Origin of the sequence: Mumia sp. zg.B17, from assembly GCF_019550915.1 — a bacterium.
Lineage (GTDB): Bacteria > Actinomycetota > Actinomycetes > Propionibacteriales > Nocardioidaceae > Mumia.
In genome coordinates this window covers 25,714-43,860 of the sequence record NZ_JAHWCI010000008.1, presented here as the reverse complement: position 1 = coordinate 43,860, position 18,147 = coordinate 25,714, and the positions used below count along the sequence as shown (strand labels likewise).

Genomic DNA, 18,147 nt, shown 5'->3' with positions numbered 1-18,147 from the left:
GTGTCGCGTGTAGCCTTTGACGTCGTCCGATACACAGGAGCCCTTTTTGATGAGCGACACCGACGACCTGCTGTTGCCCGAGGGCGTGCGGCTGATCCACATCGGCCCGCACAAGACCGGGACGACTGCGATCCAGACGTCGCTCCACGCCGCGCTTCCCACGCTGGCGGCTCATGGCGTCACGCGTGCCGGCAAGGCGCGGCACCCAGCGCTGGCTGTCGGCTACGCGGTCGACCACATGCTTCCCTACGCCAAGCCTCGGGCAGGCCGGCGTGCGTGGGAGCGACTTGTTGCCGACGCCCGGTCCGCGCCAGGCGGCCGCGTCGTGGTCAGCAGCGAGTACTTCTCCGATGCCGACGCAGCGGCTGCGGCCAAGGTGGTCGAGGCCTTCGGCCCCGACACGCACATCGTCATCACTCTTCGTCCTCTCGTCAAGATCCTGCCGTCCCAGTGGCAGCAGTACGTCCTACGCGGCCTCCGCATGCCGTACGAGGAGTGGTTGCGCAGGATCCTTGCCGATGACAGGTCGGTCGCCTCGCGGGTCAACCCATCGTTCTGGAAGCGCCACTGCCACGACGAGCTGGTCGAGCGATGGGCCGCAGCAGCGGGGACTGAGAACGTGACGGTCATCGTCCTCGATCCATCCGACCGAGGGATGCTGAACCGGACGTTCGAACGGATGCTGGGGCTGCCCGAAGGCACCCTTGTCGACGCAGGGGGCGAGAACCGGTCGTTCACCTTCCAGGAGGCCGAAGCCCTGCGCGCCTACAACGCGGCCTATCTCGCGGACGGCCAGGATCGGGCGCTCCATGCACGCATGGCACGCACCACCGTCGGGGCAGTGGTGAAGGAACGCGCCCCCACGCAGTCCGAGGTGCCCGTTCCCACTCCCGGTTGGGCCGTCGCGCGAGCGGCCGAGATCGGTGCCGAGGCGGCGGCGAACATTGCCGCGTCCGGCGTGCGCATCATCGGCGACCTAGGCGTCCTGTCGTTGCACGGCTCCGGGTCGGACGAAGTTCCACCACCAGACGTTCCGCCAGACATCGCGGGACGGCTGGCGCTCGCTGTCCTCAAGGCGCACCAGAGTGCGACGGAGGTGGAGCAGGCGGCGGCCGTCTCATCCGGCCGCGTTCTCAAGCCGCTTCCCACGTCGATGCTGGTGCGGGAACTGATCCGTCGCGGACGCCGACGGATGGGGCGAGTCCTTCGCCGCGGGTGAACCACTGACGAGGCCGTCCGGATCCTCGACGTCCTGCGTGTAGCCTGTGGTTTCGTTCATCCCGACCAATATCCACACGTGCGTGGGCCGACGCCGACCGAGGCCCGGTCGCGCCGCGAGCGAGCGAGGAGCTGGACACGATGGGGCCTGCCGGCACGGGGCCTGCGACCGCAGCCGACAGCGACGTGCTGCGGCGGGTCGACGACGAGGCTCGCGAGCGGCGTTGGAGCCTGAACACTCGTCGGCGGCTCGCGGCTGCGTGGCACGCAGCAGACGACGGCGGTGACGCCGACGCTCACTCCGCGACGCTCGCTCCCGAGCGGGTCGCCGCCGCGGTCGCCGACGTGGTCGCCCAGGCCCTGCGGGAGGGGCCCGCGCCGCTCGTGCCCGACCCCACCGACGCCCGGACCGAGGACGCGCACGACCTGCCCGTCGGTCGCCGTCCCCCCTCGCAGCTCGGCGTCGTCCAGTTGACCGGCGTCGTAGCCCGCAGACTCCTGCGCGTGGGAGGCGAGCGATGAGTGACCTCCTGCTTCCCGAGGGAGTCCGACTCGTCCACGTCGGCCCGCCCAAGACCGCGACGACCTCGCTCCAGGCCGCGTTCCACGCGGCTCGTCCCAAGCTCGAGCAGCACGGTGTGCACTACGCAGGCTCGCGACGTCACGAGATGCTCGCCGTGGTTGCCGCCGTCGGTGGCAGGGGCTTCCTCGGCGGCCCGGAGCCGGACCTGTCCGCGTGGAAGGCGCTGCTCGCCGACATGGAGGCCGCCGGCAGTCAGCGCGTCGTCCTCAGCAGCGAGTACCTCGCGCAGGCGCGCCTACCGAAGGTTGAGCGCATCGTCGACGAGATCGGTCGCGAGCAGATCCACGTCGTCCTCACGCTGCGACCGCTCGATCGGCTGATTCCGTCGCAGTGGCAGCAGTACGTCCAGACGGGATACGACATCTCGTACGACGCATGGCTGCGAGAGATGTTCAGCGACACCCCGCGCAAGGGACTGACGCCGACCTTCTGGGTACGTCACCGCCACGACGAGCTCGCCGAGCGATGGGCCGACGTCGTCGGGGCCGACAACGTCACCGTGGTCGTCCTAGACCCGCGAGACCACGAGCTCGTGCTCAGGGTCTTCGAGGAGCTCGTCGGGCTTCCCGCCGGGCTGCTCGAGCTCCAGGAGGATCTCTCCAACCGTTCGCTCACTCTTGGTGAGATCGAGGTCGTTCGCGACTTCAACCGGTTGTACAGGGAGGCAGGGTGGCCGTCCTCGGCTCACTTCCACTATCTGCGCAACGGCGTCGTCAACGAGCTGCGGACGCGGCAGCCCGGCAAGGACGAGGCCAAGATCGTGACGCCTCCCTGGGCGCAGGACCGGGTCGCGGCGCTGACCGAGACGATGGTTGCAAACCTGTGGAAGTCCGGTGTCCGGGTCGTCGGCGACCTCGACACGCTGGTCGCGCCGCCTGCGCCGGCCGGCGCGGTCGAGCAACCCGACTCGGCGCGTCGTGTCTCGCCCGAGGTGGCGTCGCTCGCGATGATCGGCGCGATGGCCCAGACCGGGGAGCCGAAGGTCGACGCGCGACGGGTCCGCGGATGGAAGCCGGTCGACGACTACACGACCCGCGAGCTCGCGGGTCTACTCCGCCGCAGGCTGACGGAACGGCGCAGCAAGTCCTGACGGGGGGATCGGACGACATGAGTGACCTGCTTCTGCCAGAAGACGGCCTGCTTCTTCACGTCGGACCCCACAAGACGGGCACCACTGCCGTGCAGAGCGCATTCTTCGCGGCATCCTCCACCCTTCGTGAGCACGGCGTTCGCTACCCCGGCCGCAGTCGTACGCCGATCCAGGCGGTCGTCGCCGTCACCGGTCACGGGCCGATGCTCGGGGAGCCGCCGCTCGACATCAGCGACTGGGAGCGCTTCGTCGCGTCGATCCCGGGGCGGGGCCGCGTGGTGGTCTCGAGCGAGTTCTTCGCCGACGCCGTGGGTGACGCCGTCGACCGCGTCGTGACCGACCTGGGTCGGGATCGCGTCCACGTGGTGGTGACGCTGCGACCACTCGACAAGATCGCGCCGTCGCAGTGGCAGCAGTACGTCCAGAACGGTTCGGTGTCGTCCTTGCGCCGGTGGCTGAAGAAGACGCTGCGCGAGGACGACCCGAACGGGTCGGGCTTCTGGCGACGGCACCGGCACGACGTCCTGGTCCAGCGCTGGGTCGACGTCGTCGGCCCGGACCGCGTGCGGGTGGTCGTCGTCGACGACGACCGCCGCTCGACACTGCTCCGGACGTTCGAGGCCATGGTCGGGCTCCCCGAGGGTGTCCTCGAGCCCGAGCCCGACCGGCTCAACCGCTCGTTGACCCTGCCGGAGGTGGAGCTCGTGCGCTCCCTCAACCGGGAGTTCCGCTCAAGGAGCTGGAGCCCTCGCGACTACCGGCACTTCGTCCGTGTCGGTGTCGCACGTGCGCTCAAGGCTCAGCCCCCCGATCCAGGCGCGCCCGGTCTCGTCCTGCCGCGGTGGGCGGTCGAGCGGCTGCGAGCGATCAGCACCGACGTCGTCGCCAACATCCGGGCGAGCGGCGTCGAGGTCGTCGGCGACCTCGACGCCCTGCGCGTGCCGCGCCCCGGCCGGGACACGCCCGACCGGATCCCCAAGACCGTCCCGGTCCCGAGCGACGTGGCCGCTCGGGCGGTCGCCGGTGCCGTCGAGGCCGCGATGCAGGAGCGCTCCGGGGTCGGGCTCCTGCGGCGCGCAGGGGTGCCGTCGCCCGCCGAGGTCGTCGACCGCGTCCTGCCCCGCGGGCTCCGCCGCTGAGCCCGAGCCGGGCTCCGTAGGATGAGGGCATGTCGAAGACGGTCCTCACCGCGGTCGCCTGGCCCTACGCCAACGGTCCGCGCCACATCGGTCACGTGTCGGGGTTCGGAGTTCCTTCCGACATCTTCTCGCGCTACCACCGGATGATGGGTGACCGGGTCTTGATGGTCTCGGGCACCGACGAGCACGGGACCCCGATCCTCGTCCAGGCCGACGCCGAGGGTGTCACCGCACGCGAGCTGGCCGACCGCTACAACCGCGTGATCGTCGACGACCTCGTCGGGCTGGGGGTCTCGTACGACCTGTTCACCCGCACGACGACCCGCAACCACTACGCGATCGCGCAGGAGGTCTTCGCCGGCCTCTACCGCAACGGCTACGTCGTTCCCCGGCTGACGACCGGGGCGATCTCCCCGTCGACCGGCCGGACGCTCCCCGACCGCTACATCGAGGGCACGTGCCCGATCTGCGGGTACGACAGTGCGCGCGGCGACCAGTGCGACAACTGCGGCAACCAGCTCGACGCCGCCGACCTCATCGACCCGCGCAGCCGGGTCAACGGCGAGACGCCGGAGTTCGTCGAGACCGAGCACTTCTTCCTGGACCTGCCCGCGCTCGCCTCCGCGCTCGCCGATTGGTTGAAGTCGCGCTCCGACTGGCGCCCCAACGTCCTGCGGTTCAGCCTGAACCTGGTCGACGACCTGCGTCCGCGGGCCGTCACGCGAGACATCGACTGGGGCGTGCCTGTCCCGCTGGAAGGCTGGTCGGACCGCAACGACAAAAAGCTGTACGTCTGGTTCGACGCGGTCATCGGCTACCTGTCGGCCTCGGTCGAGTGGGCGGTGCGCTCCGGTGACCCGGAGGCGTGGCGCGAGTGGTGGACGAACCCAGACGCCGAGTCGGCGTACTTCATGGGCAAGGACAACATCACGTTCCACGCCCAGATCTGGCCGGCGCTGCTGCTGGGCTACCGCGGTCTCGGCGACAAGGGTGGGGAGGCGGGTCCGCTCGGCGAGCTCCAGCTGCCGAGCGAGGTCGTCTCCTCGGAGTACCTGACGATGAGCGGCTCCAAGTTCTCGACGAGCCGCGGCACGGTCATCTATGTCCGCGACTTCCTTCGCGACTTCGGCCCCGACGCGCTGCGCTACTTCATCGCCGTCGCCGGGCCGGAGAACCAGGACGCCGACTTCACGTGGGAGGAGTTCGTCCGACGGACCAACTTCGAGCTCGCCAACGAGTGGGGCAACCTCGTCAACCGCTCGGTCTCGATGGCCCACAAGAACTTCGGAGAGATCCCGACGCCAGGCGCACTGACCGACGTCGACCAGGCTCTCCTCGACGCGGCCGCGGCCGCCTTCGACACCGTCGGTGACCACCTGGCGCGGAGCCGCTTCAAGCAGGCCGTCGCCGAGGCGATGCGCGTGGTGACCCTCGCCAACCGCTATCTCTCGGACATGGAGCCGTGGAAGCTCAAGCAGGACCGTGAGCGTCAGGCGACCGTGCTGCACACCGCCCTCCAGATCGTGGCCGACGCCAACACGCTGCTGACCCCGTTCCTCCCGCACGCGGCGCAGCGGGTGTTCGAGACGCTGGGCGGCACCGGAGTGTGGGCGGCACAGCCCGAGGTCCGCGAGGTGCGAGACGACCTGCCTGCCGACCCGATCGGGGTGGGCGTGCCCGAGATGGGCGTCAGCTATCCCGTCATCACCGGTGACTACACCGCCGAGCAGGCGGTGTGGCGCCGGACCGAGATCGTCGCGGGGACGCCCTTGGTCAAGCCGACGCCGCTGTTCGCCAAGCTCGACCCCTCGCTGGCGGAGACCGGCCCGGAGTGGGCGCCCATCGTCCGAGAGGAAGCACCCGCGTGAGCCGTGACGGAGAGCGGCCGCCGCTGCCGGAGCCGCTCCCGCGCCCGGTGGCCGACAGCCACTGCCACCTCGACATGGACGACTCCGCCGAGCAGCTCGCGGTCGTCGACGCGGTCGACCGTGCCCGCCAGGTGAATGTGACACGGATCGTCCAGATCGGGTGCGACCTGCCCGGTGCTCGGTGGGCGGTGAAGGCAGCCGAGTCCCACGACTCCGTCGTCGCGGGTGTCGCGCTCCACCCCAACGAAGCGCCTCGGCTGGCGGCCGAAGGGCGGCTCGACGACGCCCTCGCCGAGATCGAGTCGCTGGTCGTCTCGAGTCCGCGGGTGCGCGCCGTGGGGGAGACCGGGCTGGACTACTACCGGACCGGTGAGGACGGCCGTACGGCGCAGCACGCGTCGTTCCGGGCTCACATCGCGATGGCCAAGGAGCACGACAGAACCCTCGTCATCCACGACCGCGACGCCCATGCCGACGTGCTCGCGGTGCTCGACGAGGTGGGGGCTCCCGAGCGGACCGTCATGCACTGCTTCTCGGGGCACGCCGACTTCGCTCGGGCGTGCGTCGAGCGGGGCTACTGGCTGTCGTACTCGGGGACGCTCACGTTCAAGAACGCGCAGCCGGTCCGCGACGCGCTCGCCGTCACCCCGATGGACCGCGTCCTGGTCGAGACCGACGCTCCGTTCCTCACTCCGACGCCCTACCGGGGCCGTCCGAACGCCTCCTACCTGGTGCCGACGACGGTGCGCGCGATGGCCGCCGTCCTCGGAGCCGAGCTCGAGGAGCTGTGTGAGGCGATCGACACCAACACCGATGCTGCGTTCGGCGGCAGCTGGGGCTGAGGCGCTCTCGCGAGACGAAACCACAACAAGGTAAGTTCCCTGGTGGACTGTGACTCAGGCCACGGGGGGTTGGGTTTCACGTCACGATCTGGTTACTCTGCCGAGAGTTTGTGTCCCGACCCCCGAGGGAGCTTCGTGCGTACCCGCCTTGCACTCACCACCGTGAGCGCTGTCGTCGTCGCCGCTATCGTGGCCGGCGTTCTCGCCTTCACCGTGCTCAACAAGACCGTCACGCTCAGCGTGGACGGCAAGGAGACCACGGTCCGCACCTTCGGTGGCACCGTCGCCGACGTCCTGGACGCCGAGGGCATCGACCTCGGAGAGCGTGACGTGGTCCTCCCCGCGGCCGACGCCGACATCGAGGACGGCACCAAGGTCGCCGTCCGCTACGCGCGCAAGCTCGTGCTCACCGTCGACGGAGCGGCCAAGACCTACTGGACGACCGCTCTCCGCGTCGACGAGGCGCTCGACCAGCTCGGCATCCGGCCGCACGCGGCCGCGGAGCTGTCGACCAGCCGCTCGGCCGTGGTGCCCCGCGACGGTCTCGCGCTGACGATCACCAGCCCCACCAAGATCCGGCTCGTCGCCGACGGCACCCGCCGCGCGGTCTTCACGAGCGGCGCGACCGTCAAGGACGCCCTCGCCGGACTCGGCATCACGCTCGGCGAGCTCGACGAGGTGACCCCGCGTCTCGCGGCGAAGGTCACCGACGGCATGCGGGTGCGTGTCGTGCGTGTCGCGAAGGTCGTCCGCACCAAGACCGAGAAGGTCGCGTTCACCACCAAGGTCCGCGAGGACGACTCGATGGCCGCCGGCAAGACCAAGGTCGTCCGCGAGGGCAAGCCCGGCACCGCGAAGGTGACGTACGAGATCGTCCGCGCCGACGGCAAGGTCCGCAGTCGCAAGGAGGTCAAGCGGGTCGTCGTGACTGCGGCCCGTGCACAGGTCGAGCGCCACGGCACCAAGCCGTCGACGCCGTCCATCGACCCGGGCAGCGGCTCGGTCTGGGACCGTCTGGCCAAGTGCGAGTCGGGCGGCAACTGGAGCATCAACACCGGCAACGGCTACTACGGCGGCCTCCAGTTCAACCTCGGCACCTGGCGTGCGTACGGCGGCCAGGGCTACCCGCACGAGAACTCGCGCGAGCAGCAGATCGCCGTCGCTACCAAGCTGCGCGACGCCAACGGCGGCAGCTACGGCAGTTGGCCGCACTGCGCGGCGCAGCTCGGGCTCCCGACCTGAGCGGCGACGTACGCCTCCTCGGCCAGGGTGACGTCCGCGCCCTCGCCGAGGAGCTCGACGTCGTGCCGACGAAGCGTCGAGGCCAGAACTTCGTCATCGACGCCAACACGGTCCGCCGGATCGTGCGGGTCGCGGGCGTGGGGCCCGACGACGTGGTGCTCGAGGTGGGGCCTGGTCTGGGATCGCTGACGCTGGCGCTCCTCGAGGCGGCGCGGCGCGTCGTCGCGGTCGAGATCGACGAGCGCCTGGCTGAGGCGTTGCCGTCGACGATCGCCACCTACGCGCCGAGCCGCTCGGCCGACGTCGACGTGGTGCACGCCGACGCCCTTCGGGTGCACGAGCTCCCCGGTCCCGCGCCGACGGCGCTGGTCGCGAACCTGCCCTACAACGTCTCCGTCCCGGTGCTGCTGCACTTCTTCGAGCACGTGCCGTCGATCGAGCGCGGGCTGGTGATGGTCCAGGCCGAGGTGGCCGACCGGCTGACCGCCGGCCCCGGCTCCAAGACGTACGGCGTGCCGAGCCTCAAGGCGTCGTGGTACGCCGACGTCCGCCCTGCGGGTCGGGTCGGTCGCACGGTGTTCTGGCCGGCGCCCAACGTCGACTCGGGTCTCGTCGCGTGGACCCGCCGCGAGCCGCCCCGAGACGCCGACCGACGGCAGGTGTTTGCCGTGGTCGACGCCGCCTTCGCCCAGCGCCGCAAGACGTTGCGGGCCGCGCTCGCGGGGATCGCCGGCGGTGCCGACCGCGCCGAGGCTGCGCTGCTGGCCGCCGGAGTGCCGCCGCAGGAGCGGGGAGAGCAGCTCGACCTCGCGGCGTTCGTCCGCATCGCGGCCGCCCTGGAAGCAGCCCCCGAGGCCCCGGCAGCCGGACGGTAGGTTGATCCGGTGCGAACGACGACCGTCCGGGTTCCGGCGAAGATCAACCTGTGCCTCGGCGTGGGACCGCGGCGTGATGACGGCTACCACCCGCTCGCGACGGTCTACCAGGCCGTGGACCTGTGCGACGAGGTGCGGGCCACGGAGGTCGAGGACGGCGCGGTGACCGTGAGCGTGCAGTTCGCCGGCGACGAGCGTCGCGAGCAGGCCCCCGTGCCGACGGGACCCGACAACCTCGCGGTGAAGGCCGCCTGCGCCCTGCGTGACGCCTTCGGCGTCGAGGCCGGGGCCGGTCTCGCCATCCGCAAGGCCATCCCGGTCATGGGAGGAATGGCAGGCGGGTCGGCGGACGCGGCGGCCGCCCTGGTCGCGTGTGACGCGTTGTGGGGTACGAAGGCGACCCGTGGCGAGCTCGAGGAGATCGCGGCGACGCTCGGCTCGGACGTCCCCTTCCTGCTGCACGGTGGGACCGCGCTCGGCGCAGGGCGCGGCGAGGAGGTCAGCCCAGTCCTCGCGCGCGGCCGCTTCCACTGGGTCTTCGCGATCGCCGACCGGGGCCTCTCCACGGCCGAGGTCTATGCCCGGTACGACGAGATGCACGCCGAGGCCCCGCCGCCGGCGCCTCACGTTCCGCAGGCCCTGCTCACCGCGCTGGCAGCCGGTGATGCGGCCGCGCTCGGCAACGCTCTCTCGAACGATCTCCAGAAGGCCTCCCTCGACCTGCGACCTGAGCTGTCGCGTGTGCTCGAGGTCGCCGGGGAGGCCGACGCTCTCGGCGCGCTGGTGTCCGGGTCGGGCCCGACCGTGATGGTCCTGGCCGAGGACCCCTCCCACTCGGAGGAGCTCGCGGGCCTGCTGCTCCGCAGCGGTGCCTGCGCCGACGCGGTCCAGGCGAGCGGCCCCGAGCCGGGCGCCCACCTGATCTGACCGCGCGACGAGGGCGACCGCCGTGCCCGGAGACTCCGCGCGGTTCTCGGCGCCCGAGAGCCGCCCCGTAGTCTTGCTCGAGTGACGCCGCCGCCAAATCTCGTGAATCTCGACGGGGTCGACAAGTCCCACGGCACCCGCACCCTGCTGGACTCGGTCAGCCTCGGGATCGCCGCCACCGACCGGATCGGTGTTGTCGGCCGCAACGGTGGCGGCAAGACGACCCTGCTCCGTGTCCTCTCTCGGATCGAGCCGCCCGATGCAGGCCGGGTCACCCATACGCGCGGGCTCGAGGTCGGCTTCCTCAACCAGCGTGACGACCTCCACGAGGCGCACACGCTCCGGGAGGCCGTGCTCGGGGGCAAGGCCGACCACGAGTGGGCCGCCGACGCGACGACGCGAGAGATCGTGACGGTGCTGCTGGCCGGGATCCCGCTGGACCGCATCGTCGAGGGCATGTCCGGCGGCGAGCGACGCCGCGCCTCCCTGGCCCGGCTCCTGCTCGGTCAGCACGATCTCCTCGTCCTCGACGAGCCCACCAACCACCTGGACATCGACGCCATCGCCTGGCTGGCCCGTCACGTGCGCCGGCGCGAGTGCGCCCTCGTGGTCGTCACCCACGACCGCTGGTTCCTCGACGAGGTCGCCACCCGCACGTGGGAGGTGCACGACGGCGTCGTCGACCAGTACGACGGCGGCTACGCGGCGTACGTCCTCGCGCGGGCCGAGCGTGACCGCCAGGCGGCGGCGACCGAGTCCCGCCGGCGCAACCTCGTCCGCAAGGAGCTCGCGTGGCTCCGGCGAGGTCCGCCAGCCCGCACGTCGAAGCCGAAGTTCCGCATCGAGGCCGCCAACACCCTGATCGCGGACGAGCCGCCGCCACGTGACCGCCTCGAGCTCGAGCGGTTCGCGACCCAGCGTCTCGGCAAGGACGTGTTTGATCTCGAGGACGTCTCGCTGGTGCGCGGAGACGCGCTGATCCTCGACCGTGCGACCTGGCGGCTCGGTCCCGGTGACCGGGTGGGGCTGGTCGGGCCGAACGGCACCGGCAAGACCTCGATCATGCGGCTCCTCACCGGCGAGGTCGCGCCTGACTCCGGCCGCGTGAAGCGCGGCAAGACCGTCACCGTGGCCTATCTCTCGCAGGCTCTCGACGAGATGGACCCCACTCAGCGCGTGCTCGACGCGGTGAAGGGACCGGAGCTCCAGTCCAGCACCCTCCTCGAGGGGTTCGGGTTCACCGGGGACCTCCTCACGGCGCGCATCGGCGACCTGTCGGGTGGCGAGCGACGGCGGCTCCAGGTGATGCGGATCCTCCAGGCTGAGCCCAACGTCCTGCTTCTCGACGAGCCGACCAACGACCTGGACATCGACACCTTGACCGTGATCGAGGACTACCTCGACCGGTGGCCGGGCACGCTGGTGGCCGTCTCGCACGACCGCTACTTCCTCGAGCGCGTCACCGACACGGTGTTCGAGCTGCCGGGTGACGGATCGATCCGCATGCTGGTGGGAGGAGTGGAGGAGTACCACCCGGGAGCGCCGGGGGCTCGGCGTACGTCGGGCGCCGACGCTGCGGCGTCGGTCTCCGCGGGCGCACCGTCGACCTCCCCACAGGCGGGCATGTCGGGAGCCGAAGAGCGCGCGGCGCACAAGGAGATGGCACGCATCGACCGCCGGTTGGCCCGGCTGAGCGAGCAGGCGTCAGCGGTTGAGAACGAGATGGCGGCGAACGCGACGGATGTTGGAAGGCTGACCGAGCTCCAGAAGCGGCTGTCGGAGATCGCTGGCGAGCGCGAGGAGCTGGAGTCGATCTGGCTTCAGCTCGCGGAGATGTTAGATTGAGGACTCCTTGAAAGATAGATTATCTACCTAATGGAGTGACAGTGTCTCAGCGCGAATCCGGCGAACGGTCGCATTCTCGGATCCGGTGGGTGCTGCCGATCGCGCTCGTGCTCCTGTGGCTGGTTCTCGGAGGGCTCGCCGGGCCCTTCGCCGGAAAGCTGTCGGAGGTCTCGGAGAACGACAACGCCGCCTTCCTGCCCGAGAGTGCGGAGTCGACCGAGGTCGCGGCGATCGAGGAGAAGTTCGCTCCCGAGTCCGTGCCGATCGTCATCATCTGGGAGTCGGACGGCCCGATCTCCGCCGAGGGTCGAGCGGCCGCCGCGCAGCAGCTCGACGCCGTGTCGAAGGTCGAGGGCATCGAGGGGCAGATCAGTCCACCGGTTCCCTCGGAGGACGGTGATGCCCTGTCGGCGTTCGTGCAGGTGGGCGCGTCGTACGAGGGTGACATCGAGACCGTCGTCGACGACATCCGCGGCGTTGTCGAAGAGGTGGACGGAGCCACGCCGTACGTGACCGGGCCCGGCGGGTTCGCCGCCGATCTCGGAGCGGCGTTCGGCGGCATCGACGGGATCCTGCTCGGAGTCGCGCTCGCTGTCGTCCTCGTCATCCTGCTGATCGTCTACCGAAGTCCGCTGCTGCCCTTCGCCGTGCTCCTCACGTCCGTCCTGGGGCTCGGTCTCGCCGCCTTCGTGGTCTACCAGCTCGCCGACGGCGGCGTGCTCGACCTCAACGGCCAGAGCCAGGGGATCATGTCGATCCTGGTAGTGGGTGCGGCGACCGACTACGCCCTGCTGCTCGTCGCGCGATATCGAGAGGAGCTGCGCGTCCACGACGACCGGTTCTCCGCGATGCTCGTCGCGTGGCGCCGTGCGCTGCGTCCGATCATCGCCTCCGGGAGCACGGTCATCCTGGGCCTGCTCTGCCTCCTGCTGTCCGACCTCACCTCCAACCGGAGTCTGGGGCCGGTGGCTGCCCTCGGCATCGCCGCTGCGATGCTGTCGGCGCTCACCTTCCTGCCTGCCGCCCTCGTCCTCCTGGGCAGGGTCGCGTTCTGGCCGTTCAAGCCGCACGTGGGCACGGCCAAGCCGGAGGAGTCAGGCGTCTGGGGCAAGGTCGCGGGCCAGGTCGAGCGACGGCCGCGCCGCCTCTGGGTCGGTGCGACCCTCGCACTCGTGGCCGCGGCGGCGTTCGTCCCGACCTTCAACGCGTCGGGCGTCTCGCAGAGCGACCTGTTCCTCGGTGAGGTCGAGGCGGTGCAGGGCCAGGAGGCGCTGGCGCGTCACTTCCCGGGCGGTTCGGGTTCGCCGGCTGTCGTGGTGGCTCCGGAGGACGACCTCGAGGAGGTCGTCAAGGTCGTCGAGGGCACCGACGGCGTGGCTTCCGCCATGCCGATGGCCGAGCGTACGAGCGGACCGCCGACGGGCGACGCCCCGCCTCCCATGGTGGTCGACGGGCGTGTCGTCGTCGAGGTCACGCTCGAGGACGCGGCGGACAGCCACGCCGCCGAGGAGACGGTCCGGACCTTGCGCGACGAGCTTCACGAGCTGGGCGACGACGTCCTGGTCGGCGGCTCCACGGCACAGCAGGTCGACGGCAACGACGTCGCGGAGCGCGACCGGACGGTCATCATCCCGGTCGTCCTCGCGGTCATCCTGCTGGTCCTGATCGTGCTGCTGCGGTCGGTGCTCGCCCCCGTGCTGCTGGTCGCGACGACGGTTCTCAGCTTCTTCTCGACGCTGGGGGTGGCCGGCCTCGTGTTCACCCACGTGTTCGGGTGGGAGGGCGCCGACCCGTCCGTCCCTCTCTACGCGTTCGTGTTCCTCGTCGCGCTCGGGATCGACTACAACATCTTCCTCATGACACGAGTGCGGGAGGAGTCTGCCCGACGGGGCACGCGCCAGGGGATCCTCCATGGGTTGGTGGTCACCGGTGGCGTGATCACGTCGGCCGGGATCGTGCTCGCCGCGACGTTCTCCGCACTGGCGGTGATCCCGATCCTGTTCCTCGCGCAGCTGGCGTTCCTGGTCGCCTTCGGGGTCCTGCTCGATGCGCTCGTCGTACGTTCGCTGCTCGTTCCGGCGCTGTCGTACGACATCGGCTCGCGGATCTGGTGGCCGAGCGCGCTGCAGCGCCGCCGGTGACGCCGTCGGCCGGGGTGCGCGGGCAGCGCCCCGGCCGACGGGCTCACCTGTTGACGTCGAAGGGAAGCAGCAGTCCCCTCAGCATGGCCACCAGGTGCCCCGTGTCATCGCTTCCGAGAGACGCGAGCAGCTGACGCTCGCGCTCCAGCAGTGCCTCCAGCGCCGCGTCGACGGCGGCTCTGCCCGTGCTGGTCAACCTGACCTGCACCCCGCGACGGTCGACGGGGTCGGGGAGGCGCTCGACGAAGCCACGAGCCGCCAGCCGGTCGATACGGTTGGTCATGGTGCCGCTGGTCACGAGGGTCTCGCGCAGGAGCTGACCGGGAGACAGCTGGTACGGCTCGCCGGAGCGTCGCAGTGCAGACAGCACGTCGAACTCCCACGTCTCGAGGTCGTGGTCCGCGAAGGCCTCACGCCGGGCGAGATCGAGGTGCCGGGAGAGCCGGGACACCCGGCTCAGCACCTCCATGGGGTCGACGTCGAGGTCGGGGCGCTCGCGTCGCCACGCAGCGACCAGCCGATCCACCTCATCGTCCACCTCTCCAGCGTACCGTCGAGATTCTCGACATCGAGAGTTCGCGCACGCCGACGCGCCGGGGTGACCCACATGTCAATAAGGGTTGACGCCTGCCAACTGCGTCAATTACGGTTGACAGCATGTTCGACGCCGACCCGCTGACCGACTCTGATCCCGCCGTGGGCCTCCGTGCGGTCCGTGCGCTCCGCGAGCTCGCCGACCGTCTCGAGCGCCTCCAGGTGGAGCGCGCGCGAGCCCTCGGGTGGTCGTGGCAGCAGATCGCCGACGCCCTGGGTGTCTCGAGGCAGGCGGCGCACAAGAAGCACGGCGGCGAGGACCGAGAGGGGAAGGGCTGACATGTTCGAAAGATTCGCGGCAGAGGCGCGCTCGGCGGTGGTCGATGCGCAGGAGGAGGCACGCGAGGCAGGGGACCGCCGCATCGAGCCGGTCCACATCCTCGGGGCGCTGGTGAGGCGGGGTGCGGACGACGGGCTGCTGGCACGCCACGGGGTGACCCACGAGGCAGTGCGCCGAGAGATCGTGCGAGGGGGTGGCGGTGCGCTCGACGCGGAGGCGCTGGCGGCCGTGGGTGTCGATCTCGACGCCGTCCGCGCCCAGGCCGACACGACGTTCGGTGAGGGTGCGCTCGAGCGTGCCGGAGGGCGGAGCCGAGGACATCTCCGGTTCACCCGTGCCGGCAAGAAGGTGCTCGAGCGTGCGCTGAGAGCGACGGTCGCGGGCCCCGGACGTGAGATCGGGACCGTGCAGCTGCTCGCGGGTGTCCTCTCGGTCGACGACGCGCGGCTCGCGGCGGTGGTCTCGGCGGTGTGCGACGATCCTGACGCCCTCCGGGCCGACGTCGACCGCGCCGTGGCGGGCTGGGCGGCCTGACGTGGCGCAGTGGGACCCCGCGCTGTACCTCGCGTACGAGTCCGAGCGCGCGCGGCCGTTCGTCGACCTGGTCTCCCGGATCCCGACCGAGCCCCGCGCGATCGTCGACCTCGGGTGCGGACCAGGCCACCTGACCGCCGTGCTGAGGGGCCGGTGGCCGGCGGCGACCATCCTGGGGGTCGACTCCTCTCCCGAGATGGTCGAACAGGCGCGGCGTGAGAACGCCGATCCCGCAGTGGGCTACGAGCTGGGCGACATCGCGGCATGGTCTCCCGCGGACCCCGTCGACCTGGTCGTCTCCAACGCCGCGTTTCAGTGGGTGCCTGACCAGCTCGAGGTCGTGCCACGACTGCGTGAGCATGTCGCCCCCGGTGGGGTGCTGGCCTTCCAGGTCCCCGACAACCACCAGGAGCCGAGCCACGTCCTGCTTCGAGAGCTCGCCTCGCAGGACCCCTACGCGGAGCATGCCGCTGGGCTGGCGGAGGCGCGCGGTGTCTCACCCCGCACCTACCTCGAGCTGCTCGTCGACGACGCCTGGGAGCTCGACGTCTGGGGCACCACCTACCTCCACCTGCTCCCGGGGGAGGACCCGGTGTTCCGGTGGATCTCCGGGACCGGCGCGCGTCCGGTGCTCGAGGCGCTCCCGGAGGGCCTGCGCGGTCGCTTCGTGGAGGACTACAAGGCGGCGTTGCGCTCGGCGTACCCGAGGGAGGGGTACGGGACGGTGCTTCCGTTCCCGAGGACCTTCGTCGTCGCGAAGCGGCGCTAGGGCTTCGGTGCGTCGCGGAAGAGGGTCGGCTCGGCCTCGAGGTTGGAGAGCCCGTTCCAGGCGAGGTTGACGACGTGGGCGGCGACGATGTCCTTCGTCGGCCGGCGCGCATGGAGCCACCACTGGCCTGTCGTGGAGACCATGCCGACGAGCATCTGGGCGTACATCGGCGCCAGCCTGGCCTCGTACCCGCGTCGTTTGAACTCTCCGACGAGGATGTCCTCGACGCGGCTGGCGACGTCACCGATGATGCTCACGTAGGACCCGGTCGGCGAGCCGACCGGCGCGTCTCGCACCAGGATCCGAAACCCGTCCGAGCTGGTCTCGATGTAGGTGAGCAGGGCGACCGCCGCCGCCTGGAGGAGCTCGCGGGGCCCGCCTGTGGTGAGAGCGGCGCGCATCATGTCGAGGAGCGTGCGGACCTCGCGGTCGACGACCACCGCGTACAGCCCTTCCTTGCCGCCGAAGTGCTCGTACACGACCGGCTTGGACACCGACGCCCGTGAGGCGATCTCCTCGACCGTCGTCCCGTCGACCCCACGGTCGGCGAAGAGCGTCCGAGCGATCGCGATCAGCTGCTCGCGCCGCTCGGCAGCCGTCATCCGTCTGCTGCCCTTGCGCTTGGCGTCCGGGGCGGGGTTCTTGGCCACTCTCGGCATTGTGCCCTACGTGACGTCAGCGCAACCTCGGCGCGCTCCTCGAGGGCGATGCCCGGAATCTCAACGTCCGGTGCATCTCCCGAATGGCGCGAGATTCTCCACTATCCAGGGCCTAAGCAAGCGCTTAGTCACCACCGACATAGCACGTCACAGAACTTCTTCTAGTGCTCTTGTCCAGGTTGTGATCGGGCGTTAACGTCCCGTTCACCTCGCGGTCTCCCCGGTCGTTCCGGGGCATCCCTGGGCCGCGGAACCGATGGGAGACCGATGATGTTCAGACCACTTGTGCTCCGGCTCGTGACCTTGTTCGCGGCCGTGGCCCTGCCCTTGGTGGGCGCGACGGCTCCGACCGCGACCGCCGCCGACAACCCGTACGAGCGGGGCCCTGCCCCGACGGCTTCGAGCGTGCTCGGCAACGGGTCGTTCGCGGTCAGCACCACCTCGGTGTCGCGGCTGAGTGCCTCCGGTTTCGGGGGCGGCACGATCTACTACCCCACGTCCACCAGCGCCGGGACGTTCGGCGGAGTGGTTCTCGCTCCGGGCTTCACGGCGACGTCCGGGTCGTACGCCGGGCTCGCGCGCAGGGTCGCGTCGCACGGCTTCGTCGTGTTCGCGATCGACACGAGCTCGACGCTCGACCAGCCCGCCAGTCGCGGGCGCCAGATCCTCACGGCACTCGACTACCTCACCGAGCGCAGCTCGGTGAGGTCGCGCGTCGACGCCACCCGGCTCGCGGCCTCCGGCCACTCCATGGGCGGCGGCGGCACGTTGGAGGCAGCGAACTCGCGGCCCACCCTCAAGGCGGCCGTCGCGCTCCAGCCGTGGAACACCGACAAGACCTGGCAGGGGATCCGGGTCCCGACGATGATCATCGGTGCCCAGAACGACTCGATCGCCGCCAACAGCTCCCACTCGATCCCGTTCTACAACAGCCTGACCGGGGCACCTGAGCGGGCGTACGGCGAGCTGCGCGGGGAGAGCCACCTCGCCGCCAACACCAACCCCGACTGGCAGGGCCGCCTGATGGTGACCTGGCTCAAGCGCTACGTCGACTCCGACACGCGGTACTCGCAGTTCCTGTGCCCCGCGCCTACCTCGACGGCGCTGTCGGACTATCGGAACTCCTGCCCCGACTGACCTCACGGCGGATCGCAGGAGGAGGCGGCCGGGCATGGTGGACGAAGCACCGTGCCCGGCCGCCTCACATCACGCCCGGGTCGGCGTCACGACCTCGGCCGCGCGGGCTCTGCTTGCGGCATCGCCGCGGCAGGTCGACTCTGGAGGAGACATCCAATCCTCTGAGGAGGTCGCGTCGCATGCATCTCAGCACCCTGGCCAAGTGGAGTCTCGTGGTCGCCGTGGTGGCGGCGTTCGTGATCACCGGGGCCACCATCCTGCTGCTCGTCCGGGGCGGCACCCTCAACAGCAACCCGTGGGAGCCGATCGGGACGGCTCTCGCCATCTTCGGCGCCATCTCGGCACTCGTGATCGGGATCGCCGAGGCCGACATCGGCACCCACCAGACCAAGCGGGACAGCTAA

The 18,147-nt window shown here is 70.5% G+C and carries 18 protein-coding genes; 16 read left to right on the top strand and 2 right to left on the bottom strand.

Features of this window, described 5'->3' with window-relative positions:
* Positions 1-49 precede the first annotated feature (49 nt).
* From KV097_RS13390 to KV097_RS13340, 11 genes are all read left to right on the top strand, one after another.
* A complete protein-coding gene (locus tag KV097_RS13390; protein ID WP_220366156.1) occupies positions 50-1,219 on the top strand; it encodes a hypothetical protein in 1,170 nt (389 codons plus the stop codon).
* A gap of 140 nt (positions 1,220-1,359) precedes the next feature.
* Positions 1,360-1,740, top strand: a complete 381-nt coding sequence (locus KV097_RS13385) for a hypothetical protein (protein ID WP_220366155.1) — start codon at positions 1,360-1,362, stop codon at positions 1,738-1,740.
* Entirely contained in the window at positions 1,737-2,891 is a 1,155-nt protein-coding gene (locus tag KV097_RS13380; RefSeq protein ID WP_220366154.1) for a hypothetical protein, read from the top strand. The genes KV097_RS13385 and KV097_RS13380 overlap by 4 nt, the downstream gene beginning before the upstream one ends.
* A 17-nt stretch (positions 2,892-2,908) precedes the next feature.
* The gene (locus tag KV097_RS13375) at positions 2,909-4,030 is read left to right on the top strand and encodes a hypothetical protein (RefSeq protein ID WP_220366153.1); all 1,122 of its coding nucleotides are present in this window, start codon (positions 2,909-2,911) and stop codon (positions 4,028-4,030) included.
* Positions 4,031-4,059: 29 nt separating this feature from the next.
* Positions 4,060-5,898 carry a methionine--tRNA ligase gene (gene metG, locus KV097_RS13370; RefSeq protein WP_220343599.1) on the top strand — a complete coding sequence of 613 codons (1,839 nt, stop codon included), beginning with the start codon at positions 4,060-4,062 and terminating at the stop codon, positions 5,896-5,898.
* Complete coding sequence (locus tag KV097_RS13365; RefSeq protein WP_301022157.1) at positions 5,895-6,740, top strand: TatD family hydrolase; 846 nt, start codon at positions 5,895-5,897, stop codon at positions 6,738-6,740. The genes metG and KV097_RS13365 overlap by 4 nt, the downstream gene beginning before the upstream one ends.
* Positions 6,741-6,902: 162 nt before the next feature.
* Positions 6,903-7,982, top strand: a complete 1,080-nt coding sequence (locus KV097_RS13360) for a resuscitation-promoting factor (RefSeq protein WP_220366152.1) — start codon at positions 6,903-6,905, stop codon at positions 7,980-7,982.
* Complete coding sequence (gene rsmA / locus KV097_RS13355; protein ID WP_255559636.1) at positions 7,943-8,857, top strand: 16S rRNA (adenine(1518)-N(6)/adenine(1519)-N(6))-dimethyltransferase RsmA; 915 nt, start codon at positions 7,943-7,945, stop codon at positions 8,855-8,857. The genes KV097_RS13360 and rsmA overlap by 40 nt, the downstream gene beginning before the upstream one ends.
* Positions 8,858-8,866: 9 nt before the next feature.
* Positions 8,867-9,784, top strand: coding sequence for a 4-(cytidine 5'-diphospho)-2-C-methyl-D-erythritol kinase (locus tag KV097_RS13350; RefSeq protein ID WP_220366151.1), 918 nt, complete (start codon positions 8,867-8,869; stop codon positions 9,782-9,784).
* Positions 9,785-9,865: 81 nt separating this feature from the next.
* Positions 9,866-11,629 carry an ABC-F family ATP-binding cassette domain-containing protein gene (locus KV097_RS13345; RefSeq protein WP_220343602.1) on the top strand — a complete coding sequence of 588 codons (1,764 nt, stop codon included), beginning with the start codon at positions 9,866-9,868 and terminating at the stop codon, positions 11,627-11,629.
* An 89-nt stretch (positions 11,630-11,718) separates the two neighbouring features.
* The gene (locus tag KV097_RS13340) at positions 11,719-13,770 is read left to right on the top strand and encodes an MMPL family transporter (RefSeq protein WP_308289425.1); all 2,052 of its coding nucleotides are present in this window, start codon (positions 11,719-11,721) and stop codon (positions 13,768-13,770) included.
* A 43-nt stretch (positions 13,771-13,813) separates the two neighbouring features.
* Here KV097_RS13340 and KV097_RS13335 read toward each other — a convergent pair whose 3' ends face one another.
* Complete coding sequence (locus KV097_RS13335; RefSeq protein WP_220366150.1) at positions 13,814-14,308, bottom strand: MarR family winged helix-turn-helix transcriptional regulator; 495 nt, start codon at positions 14,306-14,308, stop codon at positions 13,814-13,816.
* Positions 14,309-14,427: 119 nt separating this feature from the next.
* Here KV097_RS13335 and KV097_RS13330 point away from each other — a divergent pair, with 119 nt between their 5' ends.
* Genes KV097_RS13330 through KV097_RS13320 form a run of 3 tightly spaced genes read left to right on the top strand, consistent with a single transcriptional unit; the run spans position 14,428 to position 15,947 of the window.
* Entirely contained in the window at positions 14,428-14,643 is a 216-nt protein-coding gene (locus KV097_RS13330; RefSeq protein ID WP_220343604.1) for a helix-turn-helix domain-containing protein, read from the top strand.
* Between the two features lies 1 nt (position 14,644).
* Positions 14,645-15,178, top strand: a complete 534-nt coding sequence (locus KV097_RS13325; RefSeq protein ID WP_220343605.1) for a Clp protease N-terminal domain-containing protein — start codon at positions 14,645-14,647, stop codon at positions 15,176-15,178.
* 1 nt (position 15,179) lies between these two features.
* The gene (locus tag KV097_RS13320) at positions 15,180-15,947 is read left to right on the top strand and encodes a methyltransferase domain-containing protein (protein ID WP_220366149.1); all 768 of its coding nucleotides are present in this window, start codon (positions 15,180-15,182) and stop codon (positions 15,945-15,947) included.
* On the opposite strand, the gene KV097_RS13315 is transcribed toward KV097_RS13320, so the two are convergent.
* Complete coding sequence (locus KV097_RS13315; protein WP_220343607.1) at positions 15,944-16,606, bottom strand: TetR/AcrR family transcriptional regulator; 663 nt, start codon at positions 16,604-16,606, stop codon at positions 15,944-15,946. The genes KV097_RS13320 and KV097_RS13315 overlap by 4 nt on opposite strands.
* A 270-nt stretch (positions 16,607-16,876) precedes the next feature.
* Between KV097_RS13315 and KV097_RS13310 the strand changes: the two genes are divergently transcribed.
* Complete coding sequence (locus KV097_RS13310; RefSeq protein WP_255559635.1) at positions 16,877-17,743, top strand: serine aminopeptidase domain-containing protein; 867 nt, start codon at positions 16,877-16,879, stop codon at positions 17,741-17,743.
* A 179-nt stretch (positions 17,744-17,922) separates the two neighbouring features.
* Entirely contained in the window at positions 17,923-18,147 is a 225-nt protein-coding gene (locus tag KV097_RS13305; RefSeq protein WP_220343609.1) for a hypothetical protein, read from the top strand.